This window comes from Bacillus sp. ISL-18, assembly GCF_018613415.1.
In the GTDB taxonomy this organism is placed as follows: domain Bacteria; phylum Bacillota; class Bacilli; order Bacillales; family Cytobacillaceae; genus Neobacillus.
This window is the reverse complement of sequence record NZ_JAGGQG010000002.1, coordinates 227452-244545: the sequence shown is the minus strand read 5'-3', so window position 1 is coordinate 244545 and position 17094 is coordinate 227452. Positions and strand designations below refer to the sequence as shown.

20 protein-coding genes, 1 tRNA gene and 1 riboswitch are annotated in these 17094 nt (G+C 39.5%); of the genes, 7 read left to right on the top strand and 14 right to left on the bottom strand.

Annotation, left to right across the window (positions count from 1 at the left end):
* Nucleotides 1-39: 39 nt before the first annotated feature.
* A riboswitch (cobalamin riboswitch) is annotated at nucleotides 40-240 on the bottom strand.
* A gap of 71 nt (nucleotides 241-311) precedes the next feature.
* A complete protein-coding gene (locus J7E81_RS01390; RefSeq protein ID WP_215040279.1) occupies nucleotides 312-491 on the top strand; it encodes a hypothetical protein in 180 nt (59 codons plus the stop codon).
* 681 nt (nucleotides 492-1172) lie between these two features.
* On the opposite strand, the gene J7E81_RS01385 is transcribed toward J7E81_RS01390, so the two are convergent.
* From J7E81_RS01385 to J7E81_RS01370, 4 genes are all read right to left on the bottom strand, one after another.
* Nucleotides 1173-1418 carry a hypothetical protein gene (locus J7E81_RS01385; protein ID WP_215040278.1) on the bottom strand — a complete coding sequence of 82 codons (246 nt, stop codon included), beginning with the start codon at nucleotides 1416-1418 and terminating at the stop codon, nucleotides 1173-1175.
* Between the two features lie 69 nt (nucleotides 1419-1487).
* Nucleotides 1488-2039, bottom strand: coding sequence for a hypothetical protein (locus tag J7E81_RS01380; protein WP_215040277.1), 552 nt, complete (start codon nucleotides 2037-2039; stop codon nucleotides 1488-1490).
* 99 nt (nucleotides 2040-2138) lie between these two features.
* On the bottom strand, nucleotides 2139-3182 hold the full coding sequence (locus tag J7E81_RS01375; protein WP_251028388.1) for a tyrosine-type recombinase/integrase: 1044 nt from the start codon (nucleotides 3180-3182) through the stop codon (nucleotides 2139-2141).
* A gap of 164 nt (nucleotides 3183-3346) precedes the next feature.
* Nucleotides 3347-3419 (bottom strand) — tRNA-Val (locus tag J7E81_RS01370).
* A gap of 164 nt (nucleotides 3420-3583) precedes the next feature.
* On the opposite strand from J7E81_RS01370, the gene J7E81_RS01365 reads away from it, so the two are divergent.
* From J7E81_RS01365 to J7E81_RS01345, 5 genes are all read left to right on the top strand, one after another.
* Entirely contained in the window at nucleotides 3584-3808 is a 225-nt protein-coding gene (locus tag J7E81_RS01365; protein WP_215040276.1) for a hypothetical protein, read from the top strand.
* 98 nt (nucleotides 3809-3906) lie between these two features.
* Nucleotides 3907-4629, top strand: a complete 723-nt coding sequence (locus tag J7E81_RS01360; RefSeq protein ID WP_215040273.1) for an alpha/beta hydrolase — start codon at nucleotides 3907-3909, stop codon at nucleotides 4627-4629.
* 111 nt (nucleotides 4630-4740) lie between these two features.
* Nucleotides 4741-5253 carry a YjcG family protein gene (locus J7E81_RS01355; RefSeq protein WP_215040271.1) on the top strand — a complete coding sequence of 171 codons (513 nt, stop codon included), beginning with the start codon at nucleotides 4741-4743 and terminating at the stop codon, nucleotides 5251-5253.
* A gap of 7 nt (nucleotides 5254-5260) precedes the next feature.
* Nucleotides 5261-5707 carry a GNAT family N-acetyltransferase gene (locus J7E81_RS01350; protein ID WP_215040269.1) on the top strand — a complete coding sequence of 149 codons (447 nt, stop codon included), beginning with the start codon at nucleotides 5261-5263 and terminating at the stop codon, nucleotides 5705-5707.
* Nucleotides 5708-5815: 108 nt separating this feature from the next.
* Nucleotides 5816-8113, top strand: a complete 2298-nt coding sequence (locus tag J7E81_RS01345; RefSeq protein WP_215040268.1) for a UvrD-helicase domain-containing protein — start codon at nucleotides 5816-5818, stop codon at nucleotides 8111-8113.
* Nucleotides 8114-8415: 302 nt separating this feature from the next.
* Here J7E81_RS01345 and spoVIF read toward each other — a convergent pair whose 3' ends face one another.
* The 8 genes from spoVIF to J7E81_RS01305 form a co-directional block, all read right to left on the bottom strand.
* Nucleotides 8416-8670: a sporulation-specific transcription regulator SpoVIF gene (gene spoVIF / locus J7E81_RS01340; protein ID WP_215040267.1), complete on the bottom strand. Its 255-nt coding sequence runs from the start codon at nucleotides 8668-8670 to the stop codon at nucleotides 8416-8418.
* A 139-nt stretch (nucleotides 8671-8809) separates the two neighbouring features.
* Nucleotides 8810-8929, bottom strand: a complete 120-nt coding sequence (locus tag J7E81_RS01335; RefSeq protein ID WP_215040266.1) for a YjcZ family sporulation protein — start codon at nucleotides 8927-8929, stop codon at nucleotides 8810-8812.
* A gap of 108 nt (nucleotides 8930-9037) precedes the next feature.
* The gene (gene spoVAE / locus J7E81_RS01330) at nucleotides 9038-9394 is read right to left on the bottom strand and encodes a stage V sporulation protein AE (RefSeq protein ID WP_215040265.1); all 357 of its coding nucleotides are present in this window, start codon (nucleotides 9392-9394) and stop codon (nucleotides 9038-9040) included.
* 4 nt (nucleotides 9395-9398) lie between these two features.
* Nucleotides 9399-10424 carry a stage V sporulation protein AD gene (gene spoVAD / locus J7E81_RS01325; protein ID WP_215040264.1) on the bottom strand — a complete coding sequence of 342 codons (1026 nt, stop codon included), beginning with the start codon at nucleotides 10422-10424 and terminating at the stop codon, nucleotides 9399-9401.
* Nucleotides 10425-10901 carry a stage V sporulation protein AC gene (gene spoVAC / locus J7E81_RS01320; protein WP_215040263.1) on the bottom strand — a complete coding sequence of 159 codons (477 nt, stop codon included), beginning with the start codon at nucleotides 10899-10901 and terminating at the stop codon, nucleotides 10425-10427.
* A 16-nt stretch (nucleotides 10902-10917) separates the two neighbouring features.
* Complete coding sequence (locus J7E81_RS01315) at nucleotides 10918-11382, bottom strand: YhcN/YlaJ family sporulation lipoprotein (protein ID WP_215040261.1); 465 nt, start codon at nucleotides 11380-11382, stop codon at nucleotides 10918-10920.
* 253 nt (nucleotides 11383-11635) lie between these two features.
* Entirely contained in the window at nucleotides 11636-12400 is a 765-nt protein-coding gene (gene fabI / locus J7E81_RS01310) for an enoyl-ACP reductase FabI (protein WP_215040259.1), read from the bottom strand.
* 108 nt (nucleotides 12401-12508) lie between these two features.
* Entirely contained in the window at nucleotides 12509-14368 is a 1860-nt protein-coding gene (locus tag J7E81_RS01305) for a monovalent cation:proton antiporter family protein (protein WP_215040257.1), read from the bottom strand.
* 89 nt (nucleotides 14369-14457) lie between these two features.
* On the opposite strand from J7E81_RS01305, the gene prpE reads away from it, so the two are divergent.
* Entirely contained in the window at nucleotides 14458-15198 is a 741-nt protein-coding gene (gene prpE, locus J7E81_RS01300) for a bis(5'-nucleosyl)-tetraphosphatase PrpE (protein ID WP_215040255.1), read from the top strand.
* Between the two features lie 172 nt (nucleotides 15199-15370).
* Here prpE and J7E81_RS01295 read toward each other — a convergent pair whose 3' ends face one another.
* Nucleotides 15371-16276 carry an RluA family pseudouridine synthase gene (locus J7E81_RS01295; protein WP_215040254.1) on the bottom strand — a complete coding sequence of 302 codons (906 nt, stop codon included), beginning with the start codon at nucleotides 16274-16276 and terminating at the stop codon, nucleotides 15371-15373.
* A gap of 17 nt (nucleotides 16277-16293) precedes the next feature.
* Complete coding sequence (locus J7E81_RS01290) at nucleotides 16294-17088, bottom strand: NAD kinase (RefSeq protein WP_215040253.1); 795 nt, start codon at nucleotides 17086-17088, stop codon at nucleotides 16294-16296.
* Between the last annotated feature and the right edge of the window lie 6 nt (nucleotides 17089-17094).

Below are 17094 nucleotides of genomic sequence, written 5' to 3'. Positions count from 1 at the left end.
AAAAATCCATAACTAATACGCTCACCTCGCTTTACTTCGAAAAAATCAAAGTTTTAAGCAGGTCTCCTGACTTATGCTTTATCCTACTCCGAGCGCTTCCCATACAGGCATTTTTGTACAGTGTTTACTCGTTTCGTCAGCATTTACAGTTGCGTATACAGTTCCGGATTTACACCGAATTCCCTATTAAGCCATAGATGTGTTCATTTCGCCTAAGGCACTTAAAGAACTTTATTAAATTATAAGAATATTTTATAATAAATTTGTCCATCTGGCAACCAATTATATAAGGAACGGGAGAATAAATAGATATGAACGAGTTACTGGAAGCGAAGTTGACTATATCGCGGATTAAATCGGAAGTGCTGAATTTAGCTGCGGAATTGGTTGATGATCAGAGTTCGGAAAAGGATTACGCCATTAAGCGACTGCTGGGCGTTGTTGAGTTCATCGAGGCATACGATGTTAACGTTAAGGATATCCAGTTATAACCCCTAAAGATTTGAACTATATTTAGTAACTCTGATGGCCGAATCTGGCGCTTGAAACTAGGCGGCCTGGGGGTTCGAACCTTTGTCGGAATATGTCGTTTTATATTTTTACGAAAGTTAAATCGTAATCATTACTATTGTATAACGATGAATACATATACAACATAAGTGCGTAAAATAAATCTTTTCTGTAATTATGTAATATTCGAACGTCACCAGATCAACGCTCAATCGTTACGCAAATAATATGCGATATGCATATCTTATACATCCGCATGATACCGCGGTTTACCCTCGGCATATCCGCCAGTATTTCCCGTATATCTTGCATAATGAATAGTCGTTCAGTTAATGATACGGCAGCCCTTCCGCCAGACGATCCGGCTACTATTTGACAAACCCCCTAAGTTCGGAAGGTCGACGCTTAAACCGCGCTGTTTGTTGGTGAAACGGGAAGCGCTGGGCATTATTCCCATCGGACACGGTAGCGTAAATATGTAAAGTTTTGAACAGTATATATCCTGATAGCATTACCGCATATTACCCTATAAATCGTAATTATTCCGACTTTCTTCTATTATATACCCCAGTAGGTATATCGTAATGGAAAGTTTCTGCGGTGTCTCTATCGGAGCCCTCTTGTTCGTTATTTGTCCTGAATCGTCCGACTTCCCATCCGCACTAAAACGGAAGACCCTCGGTAGCTTTCCGAATCTCCTCCCGTTCTAATTCGATCACCAGCTCCGTTAAATCCTGGTCGCCATTCGCAATTACTTGCTCTAATTGCGCATTGTACATTTCCTCGCGTATCTCTTTCCAGAATGCCAGCGCAACCTGTTCCGGTCTTCTCCCCTTCAACGGAAAGCTCCCTCGCTGCATGATTCGGCTTGCGGACCTATAATGAATTTCGATATTGACTGCGGACATATTTATCAGCTCCTCGCTATTATCATCCTCGAACATGCGTTCTTTATATAGATAATAAAAATAAGGCCTTTATTTTAGGCCTTCTAGCTCTTTATTTAATTCTTTATTTAAATCTTCATACACTTTCGTAGCAGCTATTAAAAACGATTCTATATCTCTTTTTATTGCTTCATATGTAATTTCATGGTCTTTATAATATCTTTTTTGAGTATCCGGTTCATGAAATCCTTCATAGATTCTATCACAAATTAAATTATAATTATCAAAAACCTTCTCATATCGAGCCCTGTATTCATCAGGAATAAACCACTGATTTACCATCAATCTGCGATGTATTCGTATTGCTTCACCTTGACTTGAATCATTTAATTGACGAAATTCTTGATGCGTAATTTCGCTTTTTAATAACTTAACCATTCGTGAAATACTAGATGCACCTTCTCTTATAAAATCTGACAAGTCCAATGAAAATTCTTGGTATTTTTCTATCCTTAATTTTCTAGATAAAAATTCTTTTTGAAACTTAATATCCCTTTTTGCATTCAATTTACTACCTACAAAAACTCCAATTATTCCAAAGATTGGTGTAGCAAACGTTTTAATTAAATCCAACATATTCATTGATTAAACCTCCCTTGTCAATTATATCAGACCAATGGTTTTATGTAGTAAATTTCTCCATGCAATTAGAAAACGCCACCGGTTAAGGTGACGCAATAGCTATCGTTTAACCTTACGCGGCTTATTTAGTTTGCCTGTTATCTGATTCATTGCAGAATACTTTTCGTGCTGATTAATTAACGATTCCTTCGATAAATGTGTGTACCGTAATACCATTCTCAAATCCGCATGACCGAGCAATAATTGCAAGTGCCGTATATCTCCGCCTGATTCCAGGAAAATTGTCGCTGCTGTATGGCGAAATAAATGCGGATGCACATTCTTTGTTATGCCGGCCTTTTTTGCGTATTCATTTAGTCTATTGCGGAAGTGATCGCGTGTAATTGGCTCTCCGTAGTTTGTTAGAAAGATATACTCGCTGTCAAAGTCCTCTTTATTCTCCGTTATTAACTCCTTTAGTAAACGGGCAGTCACCGGTTGTAATGGTATTGTTCGAGACTTTCTACTCTTTGCGATAGTAGCTGGTATCGTTACTATTCTTGCGACAAGATCAACGTCAGAATGTCGTAATCCTAGAGCTTCACTTATACGACTCATTGAATCGATTAAGTAGTGCATTAATACATAATCGCGAAACTCTGCATAATGTCGCTGATTAGGTACGTTAAGCAGTTGCTTCATTTCATCCGCAGTAAGTACAACGATTTCCTCTTCCGGCTCGCTTACGTTTTTAATTCCTTCCATCGGATTACTGTCCATAAGCCCTTCCTCTTGTAAACACTTAAACATAACGCGGAGTGTCTTAAGCCTGGTATTAATCGTAGATGGCGATAATCCTACCGTCATAGACTCCTCCGGCTTAAACTTATGATCCTCGAATTTAATCCATTTATCACGCATATAAACGATATAATCTCGAATAGTATCCTTGGTAATTTCTTTTACAGATCGCTTAATATCGTGCCTGTCGAGATACTCAATAAAGTATCCGTAATTATCCTCGTATTGATTCAGCGTACCTTCCGCTCTACCCTCCGCACGTTTAATCGCCTTAAACGATTGAAATAAAGTATCGAGATTGTACGCAGTTTTCCTTGTTGTCCTAACGTTTTTTACACGTTTGCCAGTCCGTTTATCAGCCAATATAAAAGCGCCCCCTGTTCGTTAAGTCAACGGAACAAAAGACGCATAAACCCAGCGCTACCATGTCTAAAATAGGAGCGCTACCCTGCGATTAAGTCAACGCATAAGTCAGCGCAAATAAAAAACGGTAGAACACCGTTATATCAACGTTTCTACCGTCCGGATGACCTGTGAGGGGTTCGAACCCCCGACCTCAACCCTGTCAAGGTTGCGCTCTCCCAGCTGAGCTAACAGATCTCTTATTAACTTACAAATCTAATTATAGTAAAAAAACTAAGAATGTCAATACCCTTTTTTCTTCTTGTTCATAAAATAAAAATAGAACACTAGTTCCCGTTTAACTTGAATAAAGAACTAGCGTTCGGATATAATATACCTATAAACCCAAAGGAGTGATTACCATGGATGGGCTGCTAATCCGTTCAATTGAAGAACACATGCCAATTGAAATGATTTATCTTGCTGAAAACCAAGAACTATCCCAAAGAAAGCTAATTGTAAAAGAAATAAACGATGACTACATCCGTGCCTATTGCCTGCTTCGCAAACAAATGCGTACCTTTAAACGAGAAAACATCTTATCAATTATGCCGGAAACTCGTTCCCATAAATCCTACCTCCATTAATCTATCCCAGCTCCCACAACCACTCCCTTTCCTAAAAGCATCTTTTTTCTATTTATGATAAAATGCAGTTGTAAAAAATGAACTACGGGGGATAATTCATGCAGTATCCAAAAGGCACAATCAAAGAATATAGCTTTCATAGCTCCGAACTACAAGAAACCATGCAGCTCCTTATCTATCTGCCCGCAAATTACTCGCCATTGTACAAATACTCACTGCTAATTGCCCAGGACGGCAGAGATTATTTTCAGCTTGGACGAATTGGACGATTAGCAGATGAGTTACTTTTTAAACAAGAAATTGAAAATATTATCATTGTTGGGGTACCCTATAAGGATGTAGCCGACCGACGGCGGAAGTACCATCCTAAAGGGGACCAAAACCAGCAGTATATTCGTTTTCTTGCCCATGAATTAGTTCCCTTTCTCGACAAGGAATTTCCAACCTATCAGATGGGTTCCACCAGGGCGTTAATCGGTAGTTCTCTTGGTGCCACCGTTTCTTTAATGACGGCATTACAATACCCGCATACATTCGGAAAGATATTACTCCAGTCACCATTGGTCGACCAGTACATTTTTAAACTGGTAGAAGACTTTAATGAAGGTCATCATGTTGAGATTTACCATGTGATCGGTACGCAGGAAACGGAAGTACAAACTACAGACGGGAAAATACAAAACTTTATAAGTCCAAATAGGTTATTGGCTAAAAAAATAAAAGCAAAACCAATTACATACTTTTATGAAGAATTTAACGGAAATCATACATGGACCTATTGGCAGCCTGATTTAAAGAGGGCTCTTAAACTGTTTTTTTAGAATATCTGTAGTTGTTTATTTGTTTAATATATTTTGAAAATTTGCTATAATAACTGAAAGCGATTTTATGAATATTTTCCTAAAATAATTTCAATCATTGGAGGTAACCGCATGAAATTTGGTGTTGTCATTTTCCCGTCCAAAAAGCTTCAAGATATCGTGAACTCTTATCGAAAACGTTACGATCCGCATTATGCTCTTATTCCTCCACACTTGACATTAAAAAGTGCTTTTGAAGCTACAGAAGAAAATGCTAACAATTTTGCTGATAAACTACGTAAAATTGCTGAAAAGACCAGCCCTTTTTCTTTAAAAACGGCAAAAATTAGTTCTTTCAAGCCAGTAAATAATGTAATCTATTTTAAGGTGGAGCCATCAATCGACCTCTCCATCCTACATTCGGAAATCAATCGCGAATTAAATGATGAAAATACAGAATATGCCTTTGTCCCCCATATTACGATTGGCCAAAAGCTGTCAAACGATGAACACTCTGATGTTTATGGGGCACTCCGGATGACAAAAATTGATCATGAAGAAACGATTGACCGTTTCCATCTGCTTTATCAATTAGAAAATGGTTCTTGGACCGTTTATGAAACATTTCGTCTTGGAAAGGAATAGTAGAAACGTGATAATTAAAGTTGTAGAAAATCAAAAAGAACTTGAAGATGCTTTTTCGATCAGAAAAATTGTATTTGTACAGGAGCAAAATGTTCCAATCGAAGAGGAAATAGACCAATATGAGGATGACGCTACACATTTTGTTATGTATGGAGATACATCCAATCCCCTTGCTGCAGGGAGATTCCGTGTCGTTGATGGTTATGGTAAAGTCGAACGGATTTGTGTGTTAAAAGAAGCCCGTAAAACTGGAGCCGGAAGAAAAATGATGAACGCAATCGAAGCTTTCACTCGGAAACAAGGCTTACACAAACTAAAACTAAATGCCCAGACCCATGCCATTCCCTTCTATGCTGGACTTGGCTACGAGGTTGTATCAGAGGAATTTTTGGATGCTGGTATTCCTCATAAAACGATGGTCAAACAAATTCCTACAGAAGCACTTGCCGATTAACCGGCAGGTGCTTCTTTTTACTGGTTAAATTATCAAACACTTTCCGAAGCAGGCTCGTTTTGTTAAGATAGTACATGTGTTATTTTCACGAAATAGAGGTTTTAATATATGAAAACAGCTTTCTATCAACAACAGCTTATCCGACTCTCACAATTGGCTCGAGATCAGTACCAAAAAATATATTTAGCAGGAAAAAATGGAGAACTTGTCTGTCCGACCTGCCATGAAAAAGTAAAATTATTTCTTGGCATTGGGATGGAGCCGCATTTTTTTCACGTCCAATCACCTGAAAAAAAATGCCTTGACCCTGACCCCATTATTGTTTCAGATGATACTCCACATTATATTGAACGGAATGGTTTTAAAATCCCCCAAGGACGGACCATTACCGAGACAAACACAAACCTAGAATTATTTCAACCTGCTAAACCGATTGAATACTCTGTTCCTTATACACCACCTATGAAACATATTGAGCAGGAACTGCCGCCCTATTTACGATTGCTTGCTGAAAAAGGTGTGGTCCTCGATAAAAGCCAAGTAGAGGCTGTCATACAAATAGATGGCTCGTTACTAGTCCTAGCGGGGGCTGGGAGTGGCAAAACACGTGTATTAACAGCACGAACGGCTTACATGCTCGAGGTGAAGCAGGCAGATCCTGGTTCGATTATGCTTGTAACCTTCACCTCCAAGGCCGCTGCAGAAATGAAAAATCGCCTTCTATCCTATCCAAATATGCAGCGAGGAAAGATCAATCAGCTTGTAACCGGTACCTTTCACAGTATCTTCTATCGTATCTTAATGTTCCATGATGCCGCCAATTGGTCCTCTAATCATCTGCTTAAGAAGGATTGGCAGCGCGATAAAATTCTTAAGGAGGCAGGGAAAGCCCTCCAAATATCAGAAAAGGAATTTGCCTATGATTTAGCTCTTCAGCAAATAGGCTTTTGGAAAAACTCCCTTCTCATGCCGAACGAAGTCAAACCCACATCTGATTGGGAAGAAAGCGTGCTATTTTTATATAAAAAGTATGAGGAATATAAACAAACAGAAGGATTATTTGATTTTGACGATATGTTAATTGGCTGTTATCAATTATTTCTTTCGTCTCCTTCCCTCTTAGAGTATTACCAGGATAAGTTCCAATACTTTCTAATTGATGAATTTCAAGACATAAACAGGGTTCAATATGAGTTAATTAAACTGTTATCTAGCAAACATAAAAATGTCTGTGCGGTCGGCGATGATGACCAGGCCATCTACTCCTTTAGAGGCAGTGACCCTAGTTATCTTTTAGATTTTGAAAAAGACTTTCCTCATGCCAAATTAGTAACCCTTGAGCAGAATTATCGCTCCTCACATGAGATTGTCGCTGCCGCGAATCAAATGATTGCTTTAAATAAAAAACGCCGATTAAAACGGATGGAGGCACAATATACCTCGGGTATCCTTCCTCAATTATTTTTTCCATATGATGAGGAAGAAGAGGCCACGATGATTGTGACCGATATCCAGGAGAGAATTTCACAAGGTGCAAAACCCGGTGATTTTGCCATCCTTTATCGGACAAATGTCAGCTCCCGTGCAATCTTTGAGCGATTAGCAGCCTCAAACTTGCCTTTTAGGATTGACCTAGATGCCGAAGCATTTTACGACCGGTTTATTGTTAGAAGTGCTCTTGCCTTTATGAAGGTCAGTTTAAATGAGGACGACCCTAATGCCTTAGGCGATCTTTTACCTTTATTATTTTTAAAGCAAACGGTCCTAAAGGATTTAAAGGCTGAGAGCATTCTGAAGGATTGCAGCCTTCTAGAGGCACTTTCACATTTGAAAACGGCTCACGCGTTTCAAGAGAAAAAATTAAAAAAGGCTGTTACTCTCATACGTGGGCTTAAGCATTTATCTCCTTCTGTTGCGATTGAACAAATCGAAAAAGAAATTGGATTCCTTGATTTTTTAAAGAAACGTGGGAATGAATCAAGTAAGATTGAAAAAGGCTCTGATGATCTAAAGGATCTTAAAGTTGCAGCAAAAAGCTTTACAACGATTGAAACTTTGTTAGAACACGCACAGCATATGTCGGCCATGAATAAAGAAATAAAGAATATGAGCAGACATTTTACTGATGCGATTACGCTTAGTACCATTCACCGCGCTAAAGGGCTGGAATATAAAACCGTTTATTTGATTAGTGCAGTAGACGGCAGTTTACCGCACGATTTTGCCCTTGAATCTTACCGTGCTGGCGATCAGGACCCGCTTGAAGAAGAAAGAAGATTATTTTATGTAGCAATGACTAGAGCAAAAGAGGAGCTGTTAATCTCCACTCCAAATAATAGACGAGGGAAGAAAGCAAATCGCTCCAGATTTTTAGCTCCTATTAATAAAAAGAGGAAGACCAATTAACACTTTGGTCCTCCTTTCCTTCGGCATTTGCCGTTTTGGATGGTACAAGGATTCTCTTGTACCATTTTTACTTTATTGCTTTAATTCTTTAATGCTTTATTAACAAATTTTAGGGCCATATTAACAAAAATTTGAGGATATTAACAAATTTCAAGTGATATTAACAAAATTCGAGAAGATATTAACAAATTTCAGGATATATTAACAAATCCCCCGCAACACAAAAAAAAGACAGCCGCACTTCACGTACGTCTATCCTGACTCCTAACTGCCGCCCTTACCAATGACCACGCGGATACCCTTTATTTTTTATTCATCATTTGGGCAATTGTATTAAAATCAAGCTGCTTGCCATCGTTAACAATTGATTTCACAATTTGATCTTCCATCTCTTTACTTACCGGTTTGTTCGCAATTTGCGATACTCGCTGAATAACATTGCGGACTGTTTTTTCATCTTTGAAATTCGCATTTTGTAAAGAATTAGCCAAATCAAAAATATCTTTCATATTAACGCCAGTTTTCTTTTCAATGTTCTTAAAGAATCCATTATCCATGTTTTAATGTCACGCTCCTTCATAAACTACTTTATTCTATGAAGGAGGAAAAAAAAGGTCCCTAACCTGCAGCTAAAAAATTTATGTAAACAGAAAGGGCTGGCCCCCTTTTAGGTCAAACCCCCTCCATCATTGTTGATTAATAGAAGCTTGCGCCAACAATGATTAAAAGAATGAATAATACTACGATAAGCACGAAAGTGGAACCGTAGCCATAACCGCCGCCGTAGCCGTAGCCGCCGCCATATCCGAAGCACATAGACTGTCACCTCACTTTCGGTAATCTCATTAATAACATATGAAATTACTTAATCATGTGTACTAGGCATGACTCCTAATGGGAAAATTGGCTATAAAAATGAGTATTTCACCCTTTTGGCTTAAAAATTAATGCGCCAATAAACCCAAAAATAATGGCTGCAGAAATCCCGGAGCTTGTTACTTGGAACATCCCTGTTAAAACGCCGATAATCCCGTGTGCCTGTGCATCCTGGAGTGCCCCATGAACCAAAGAATTTCCAAAGCTGGTAATCGGAATGGTCGCTCCTGCACCGGCAAAATCAACCAGTGGCTCATATAACCCCAATCCGTCTAAAACCGCACCAATCACCACCAGCAAGCTCATCGTATGACCCGGTGTGAGTTTAGCGACATCGAATAATAATTGCCCTACGACACAGATTAACCCGCCTACTACAAAAGCCCAAAAGAACATTGCGAGCATGGACTCACCCCTTTTCTCCATTCATCTCGATTGAGACCGCATGGGCAATACATGGAATGGAATCTTTTTGCTGAAAGCTAAGCGGGGACAATAATGCTCCTGTAGCGACGACTAATATTCGTTTATATGTCCCCTTTTTCATTTCATTTAGTAAATGACCGTATAATACAGTTGCCGAACACCCGGCTCCGCTGCCACCAGCCATTACCGGCTGGTCTTCCTTATACATCAATAAACCACAGTCCTGAAACTGTCCTTGTTCCAATTTCAATCCACTTTTATTCAACAATTCAGCCGTAGTATTATGACCTATTCTCCCTAGGTCACCAGTCACAATTAAATCATAATAAGATGGATCTAATTTGAGGTCTCGAAAGTGAGCGATAATGGTATCCGCTGCTGCAGGCGCCATCGCCCCACCCATATTAAAAGGATCAGATAAACCCATATCAATGACTTTTCCAATTGTTGCCGATGTTGTTACCGGATGATCCATTCCAGGTTTATTTTGTTCCACAAGAGCCACGCCTGCTCCGGTTATTGTCCATTGTGCAGTAGGTGGTTTCTGCCCGCCATATTCAGTAGGATAACGGAATTGCTTTTCAACGGCGGAATTATGGCTTGATGCCCCAGTTAAGACATAGTTTGCTCCCTGGTAATTTACCACAAAGGATGAAAGGGCTAATCCCTCCATAGAAGTGGAGCAGGCACCAAACAAACCAAAGTAGGGAATCTGCATCGTTCTTGCAGCGAAGCTTGTTGGAGTTATTTGATTAATCAAGTCGCCTGCAAATAGGAACTGAACTTGTTCTTTTTGGATTTTACCTTTTTTCAGAGCTACCTTCATAGCTTCTTCAAGCAATATTCGGTGGGCTTTTTCGTAAGATTCTTGTCCCATCCATAAATCGTCATACAGCAGGTCAAAGTCATTTGATAGGTTACCGTTTGCTTCGAATGGTCCCCCTGTTACACCTGTTGCTGTAATCATTGGCCGATTGCCAAAAATCCATGATTGCTGCCCCTTTAACAATTACAAAACCCCCCAAATCACAAGTAGCGTCTTAATTAATGCAACAACAAATGCCGAAAATACTCCGAATAAAATAACGGATCCTGCAAGTTTAAACATATTTCCGCCTACACCAAGTACAAACCCTTCAGTCCGATGTTCAATGGCTGCAGAGATAACCGAATTACCGAAACCCGTTACCGGTACCGCACTTCCTGCTCCAGCAAATTGGCCAATGTGATCATATACACCAAAACCTGTTAACAGCATCGAGAAAAAGACCATGGTTGCAACGGTGGGATTTCCTACGTTCTGCTCGGTGAAGTTAAAATAGTATATGTAAAAATAACTAACAGCTTGGCCAATCAGGCAAATTAGCCCGCCAACTAAAAATGCCTTAATACAATTTTTTAAAACTGGACGCTTCAGTTCATGCTTTTGTTGAAGTGTTTGATAGTTTTTCTGCTGAGGGGTCATTTTTTTCTGCTTGCTGGCCATTCCAATACATCCTTTCTTACTTCATATCTTCCGTCATCTTCACAATTTCCTCTAAACGTTTTTCAGCCTTAGAATGAGATAACTTTCCTGATTTCATTTTTTCATTCAGTCTGACCGCTTCCAAGAAAATCTTGTAATCGCTTGATACCGTAAAGTTTTCCTTTGGATGTTCTTTTTCCAATTTCTTATTTAGATTTTTTTCGATTGTCTTCATCTTAAATCTGTGCATATGCTTTACTTTATAGACCACTAATGTATCCTTATCACCTTTGACGACCGCGACATCATACAGTTCCGGTAAAGAACTTACATCTCTTTTAATATCCTCTACCCGGTCGTTATTTTTCCTCTCGGTACTAAGCGGGGTCGGGTTTGTCGTTTTCACCAACGCCATTTGGCTTTCTTTAACAGGCTGATCTTGAGTACAAGCTGTTAAGAATAACAAACTCGTCCATACAAACAATTGATAGGCAGCTTTCATCTAGTTCACTTTCCTTGTCTCATTAAGTGGTTGAATGCTACTTTAGTTTCTTCGATATCCAGTAAAATTATGACTGAATACCAAGCCTCAATAAATAAAAAAACTGCCAGAATTACCAGCAGTTTACCATTACTTTAAAATTTGGTCACCTTAAAACTTCTTTATGTGTTGGGGCTGACGCTTTGACATTCCTAGATTTTTTATTTCCAAAACGATAAAAAAGCCTGCTAAAAAGATAGCAGGCTTGGACTTACTAAAGAATATGGTACCCAGAGTCAACATGGATATTTTCACCAGTTATGCCGCGTGAAAAATCACTGAATAGGAATACGGCCGTGTCACCGACTTCTTCTGGAGTAGTCGTTCTCCGTAATGGAGCTTTTGCTTCAATCTCACTTAAAATGGAATTGAATTCTCCAATTGCCTTTGCGGATAAGGTCCGAATCGGGCCCGCTGAGATGGAGTTCACACGAATACCATCTTTCCCTAAATCTGCAGCCAAGTAGCGGACACTAGCATCCAAGGAAGCTTTTGCAACACCCATAACATTGTAATTTGGGATCGCGCGCTCTCCGCCTAAGTATGTTAGAGTGACAATACTGCCCCCTTCAGTCATTAATCCGCGTGCTACTTTCGCTACAGCAGTCAACGAATACGAACTGATATTTTGGGCCAGCAGGAATCCATCTCTGGAAGTATTAGCAAATTCACCTTTTAAATCCTCTGTCTTTGCAAAGGCAATACAGTGTGCCAGACCGTGAATGGTACCCACTGCTTCCTTAATTTCAGCAAAGCAGGTTTCAATTGCTTCGTCACTTGTTACATCGCAAGGAAGCACAAGGGTTCCCTCTGCTTCTAGTGAATTGGCTAATTCACGAACACTGCTTTCAATTCTTTCTCCAGCATATGTAAAAATTAATCGTGCGCCTGCATTGTGAAGCGATCGGGCAATTCCCCAAGCGATACTGCGTTTATTGGCTACACCCATTACAACAAAAGTTTTTCCAGAAAGATTCATATTAAAATAGTCCTCCTACTATAATTACAAGATATTAGTACTTGGTACTAATTTTACACTAATTCACTATAAATGAAAAGGTTCGGTTACTATTCTTTCCAAAACTCTTTAGCACGTTTCACAAAATTCCAATTCCCGTTTCAATTCAACTACATACTCCTTTGACCCAGTCACAATTAAACGATCATCTAGTTCCAATTCTGTATCACCATGTGGAACAATAGAATCCTTTCCTCTAAAAATCCGAACAAAGATCACATCACCTGTAAACGGAAATTGCCGCAATGACATTCCACTAAAACGGCTGTTTAACATCCTGATTTCATATAATCCTGTCTCTTGATTCGTTAATATATTCATAACTGTTGGAGATTCAATTAAGGCACGGAGCAGTGTTTTCGTCGACATGAATGAAGAGAACACTTCTATATTTTCAGCACGAAGAGTTTGTTCCAGCTCTGTGCTCTCAATCCGGGCTATGACCCTGGAAACTCCATTTTCCTTTGCTTCAAGTGACAAACTTGCGTTTAATTGCTCATCCCCAGTAGAAACGACCACAATATCTGATTCGAAAGCATTTGTTTTGGAAATAGACTCGCTCGAATAATCGATGATTTCTACAATTTGAAAGAGTGAAGTAGCAATTTGGTTATCTGATTTTTCCATTTTCGTATGATAAAGAATCGGATCATACAGGCCTGACTTTAATTCTTGCGATAAAGATAGCGTTACCTGGGTCGCCCCTAAAAATGCCACACTAACCTTTTTACTCGCTGTTGCTTCCATTGGGAAGAGCTTCTTAAACACAATTGGTGTAAAAATTGACGTGATCACAGCAACCAAAATTAAAGTACCACTCATTTGTGAAGTGATCACTTCCATCCTTTCTCCAATCGTTGCTGCAGCAATCACGAGTGAGAGGGTAGAGGTAAGCAAAAAGCCCGAAGATAGAACCGTTTTGGTATCATACCAAATTTTTAATAGATAAACTGGAACAAGCTTTGATAACAGCAGCCCAATTAATAAAAGCGGTATGAGCAGAAGGAGCTTCTTTTCGCTGAAAAGTGACCAAACATCTAGATTTACTCCGATCATCACGAAAAAAATAGGGATTAAAAATCCATAGCCAAAGGAATCCAGCTTATGGACCAGTTCTTGATTGGGGGATAGTAAGGAAACTAAAACACCTGCTAAAAAGGCTCCCAGGATATTTTCCGCACCTACTGTCTCCGATAAACCTACCAATACAATGATCAGTGTAAAAACCGCTCTAGTCCCAATTTGCACGGTTCCGGTCGATAATGTTTCAATAAAGGTACGTGTTTTAAATTTCTTACCAATAAAATAAAGAACAATCCCAGCCCCAAATAAAATCAAGAGAAGCCATGTATTTCCATGCCCCGCCTCATTTAGGGAAACAAAAACGGCTAATAAAACCATCGTCACTAAATCGGCTAATACTGCAACAAGCAAGATAATTTGACCGATGACGGTTTTCATCAAGTGGGCCTCTTTTAAGGTTGGTACCACTACTCCTAACGAAATGGTTGAGATAATTAAGGTCATCAAGAAGGCATTGTCAATAAATCCTGCCAAAACAAATAAATAGGAGAGAATTAAGGAAAATATAAAAATTCCCGCAAAAATGGTTGTTGCAACAACAAAGGTATTGGGCTCCTTTTTTCCATTCGCAAGTACTTCCCTTTTTTTGCTGCCGCTGAAGGCTGTAAAATCAATTTCCAATCCGCTTAAAAACATAAGGAAAATGAAGCCAAGGGTCGAGAGAGTGGACAGCCAGACATCTTGATGGACTATATCAAAGCCAGATTTTCCAATAATCAGACCCATAATAATTTCAGCCACCACAACGGGGATAACATTCAATTTAAATCGATGTAAGATAATGGGCGTTAAAAATGCGGTTGTCACAACAACAAGCAGTGAAAGAACAGAAACGTGTTGTTCCATTGTGTTTACCACCTTTCAAACTTAGATTTCTTTCTTATAAAAGCAAACGATTAAACTAAAGATAAATACAACTAAAAGGAGGAAATCCTATGAAAATTGATATAATCGGTGACATTCATGGTTGTTTAGATGAATTTAAAGAATTAACTTCACAGCTCGGTTATAGTTGGGAGACTGGGCTGCCCGTTCATTACGACGGGAGGACGCTAGGCTTTGTTGGCGACTTAACTGACAGAGGTCCAAAATCCCTTCAGGTTATTGACACCATTTGGCAGCTCGTAATAAAACAGCAAAACGCCCATTACACACCAGGTAATCATTGCAATAAACTGTATCGCTATTTTCTCGGCAATAAAGTACAGGTGACGCACGGACTTGAAACAACAGTGGCAGAATATGAATCATTATATAAAAAAGATCAGCATTCCATTCGTAAAAAATTTATCGAGCTGTATGAAAAAGCCCCGCTTTATTTAGTATTAGACAATGGAAAGCTTGTTATAGCCCATGCCGGAATTAAAAAAGAATATATCGGTCAAACACATGGAAAAGTAAAAGAATTTGTCCTTTATGGTGATATTACTGGTAAAAAGAATCCGGATGGAACACCTGTTAGATTGGATTGGGCGAAAAATTATATTGGCGATGCCTGTATTGTTTATGGTCATACTCCGGTCAAAGAGCCGCGGATTATTAATAACACGTATAACATTGATACAGGAGCTGTGTTTGGCGGTAAATTGACGGCATTACGTTATCCAGAGATGGAATTAGTGTCTGTTCCTTCTACTATGCCATACATTGAAGAAAAATTTAAACAATTTGATTAGAAAAGAGGCAGCGCCTATTTAATATCTGCGTATGGCCTGAGTACTTTGACTGAGATAAAGGAAACACGGAGAAAGAAAGCGATTCGATGTTGACTTATCGAAGGGAGAAACGCGAAGGACACTAGGCGCTGGAGCTGGACAATTGCTCAAAGCCAATTTAAAAGGCTGACCGCTAATCAAGCTGGTCAGCCTCTAATAATCGAGTCATATCTTCTGGCGGAACAGCCGCGAAGGACATTTCCTCCTTATAAAAGGGGTGTTGAAATTGAATTTTTTTACAATGAAGGGCCTGCCGTTTGATTAAGGCAGTATCTCCTCCATATAAATCATCTCCTAGCAGTGGATGTCCAAAAAAGGACATATGAACTCTTATCTGATGGGTCCGGCCTGTTTCTAGCCCAAGTTCGATATGAGTAAATGTAGAATACCTCTTAATGACCCGATAATGGGTACACGCATATTGACCATCAGCTCGTACTTCCCGTTCAATTATGCTATCTTGTTTCCGGCCAATCGGTTCAATAATGCTTCCCTGTTCAGATGCAAGTAAACCACCCGCAAAAGCTTCATATGTTCGTTTCACCAATCCATTTTGCTGCATTTTACTAAATAAATGATGAACATGACGGTGCTTGGCAATTAATACAATCCCCGACGTGTCACGGTCCAGTCTTGTGACGATATGGGAAGTGGCCTGAATGCCCGCCCGCTGGTAATAGCCCACAAGTGCATTAGCAAGGCTGCCATTCGGATGTTCACGGGAAGGGATTGTGTTCATCATCGCCGGTTTGTTTACCACAAGTAAAAATTCATCTTCATACAAAATGGACAACGGGATATCCTCTGCCTTTACCCCCTCACTTGGAATTTCAGCAGGAAAAATCACCGTTAACGAATCACCTTCGTTTAGCCGATATCTTACATTTACTTCCTCATGATTAACAAGAATAAAGCCGCCCTTAAATTTAATGTCCGTTAAAGATATTCGGGAGATTTCTTTTTGTTTCAAGAATTCCTTTATTGGGATACCTGCACTGGACTCATCAATGATCCAGTTCAATTTAAAACGTGTTTCCATTAGTAAGGTCCTCCGGCTTAATCAGAGATAAATGAATCATGGACCCTTTTCCAAAATGGAAACGGTCTGAAACGGGCAAAACGGATCTTCTCCTCCGGTACCCTGAATTGAATTGATTTTACATCTTTATGGAGTAAAGTCAGGTGATCAATGGTAATTTGAAAATCGGATTTTTTAACTGGCTTAAGCATACAGGTATGGTGTGCTGGCAGAATTAGCGGTGAGCCAACTGTTCGAAACACCTTGTTATTAATGGAGGCCATTTCCGCAACTTGTATAGCTGAGATCGATGGATGAATAATTGCCCCGCCAAGAGCCTTATTATAAGCCGTACTTCCAGATGGAGTAGAGACACACAGGCCATCACCACGGAAACGTTCAAAATGTTGGCCGCGAATTTCAACGTCCATGACAAGAGTACCTTCAACACTTTTCACCGTTGATTCATTAAGCGCCAAGTACCGGGATTCTTTTCCGGCGTGTGTATATCGGATAATGACTTCAAGGAGAGGGTATTCTACGACTTGGAAAGGAGTTTTCGCAATGGCGATAACAAGCTTTTCAATTTCATCCGGTATCCAATCTGCGTAGAATCCTAGGTGCCCAGTATGTATTCCGACAAATGCTGTTTTACTTAAACGGCTGCTATAACGATGGAACGCATAAAGAAGTGTCCCGTCTCCGCCAATGGAAACAACAATATCAGGTTGGTCCTCATCGTAAATAAGGTCAAAATCCAGTAAATAGGTCCTCATTTTATGCATTAAAATATTGGACTTTTGATCTCCCTTTGAAGTAATCGCAAATTTCATATTATA

Coding starts and splice junctions, on each gene's coding strand:
- spoVAC (WP_215040263.1), bottom strand. CDS start 10,901: ATGGCCAGCAAGCAGAAAAAAATGACCCCTCAGCAGAAAAACTATCAA.
- J7E81_RS01380 (WP_215040277.1), bottom strand. CDS start 2,039: ATGAATATGTTGGATTTAATTAAAACGTTTGCTACACCAATCTTTGGA.
- J7E81_RS01345 (WP_215040268.1), top strand. CDS start 5,816: ATGAAAACAGCTTTCTATCAACAACAGCTTATCCGACTCTCACAATTG.
- J7E81_RS01315 (WP_215040261.1), bottom strand. CDS start 11,382: ATGAAAGCTGCCTATCAATTGTTTGTATGGACGAGTTTGTTATTCTTA.
- J7E81_RS01385 (WP_215040278.1), bottom strand. CDS start 1,418: ATGTCCGCAGTCAATATCGAAATTCATTATAGGTCCGCAAGCCGAATC.
- J7E81_RS01305 (WP_215040257.1), bottom strand. CDS start 14,368: ATGGAACAACACGTTTCTGTTCTTTCACTGCTTGTTGTTGTGACAACC.
- J7E81_RS01355 (WP_215040271.1), top strand. CDS start 4,741: ATGAAATTTGGTGTTGTCATTTTCCCGTCCAAAAAGCTTCAAGATATC.
- J7E81_RS01295 (WP_215040254.1), bottom strand. CDS start 16,276: ATGGAAACACGTTTTAAATTGAACTGGATCATTGATGAGTCCAGTGCA.
- J7E81_RS01290 (WP_215040253.1), bottom strand. CDS start 17,088: ATGAAATTTGCGATTACTTCAAAGGGAGATCAAAAGTCCAATATTTTA.
- prpE (WP_215040255.1), top strand. CDS start 14,458: ATGAAAATTGATATAATCGGTGACATTCATGGTTGTTTAGATGAATTT.
- J7E81_RS01365 (WP_215040276.1), top strand. CDS start 3,584: ATGGATGGGCTGCTAATCCGTTCAATTGAAGAACACATGCCAATTGAA.
- J7E81_RS01390 (WP_215040279.1), top strand. CDS start 312: ATGAACGAGTTACTGGAAGCGAAGTTGACTATATCGCGGATTAAATCG.
- fabI (WP_215040259.1), bottom strand. CDS start 12,400: ATGAATCTTTCTGGAAAAACTTTTGTTGTAATGGGTGTAGCCAATAAA.
- spoVAE (WP_215040265.1), bottom strand. CDS start 9,394: ATGCTCGCAATGTTCTTTTGGGCTTTTGTAGTAGGCGGGTTAATCTGT.
- spoVIF (WP_215040267.1), bottom strand. CDS start 8,670: ATGGATAATGGATTCTTTAAGAACATTGAAAAGAAAACTGGCGTTAAT.
- J7E81_RS01360 (WP_215040273.1), top strand. CDS start 3,907: ATGCAGTATCCAAAAGGCACAATCAAAGAATATAGCTTTCATAGCTCC.
- J7E81_RS01335 (WP_215040266.1), bottom strand. CDS start 8,929: ATGTGCTTCGGATATGGCGGCGGCTACGGCTACGGCGGCGGTTATGGC.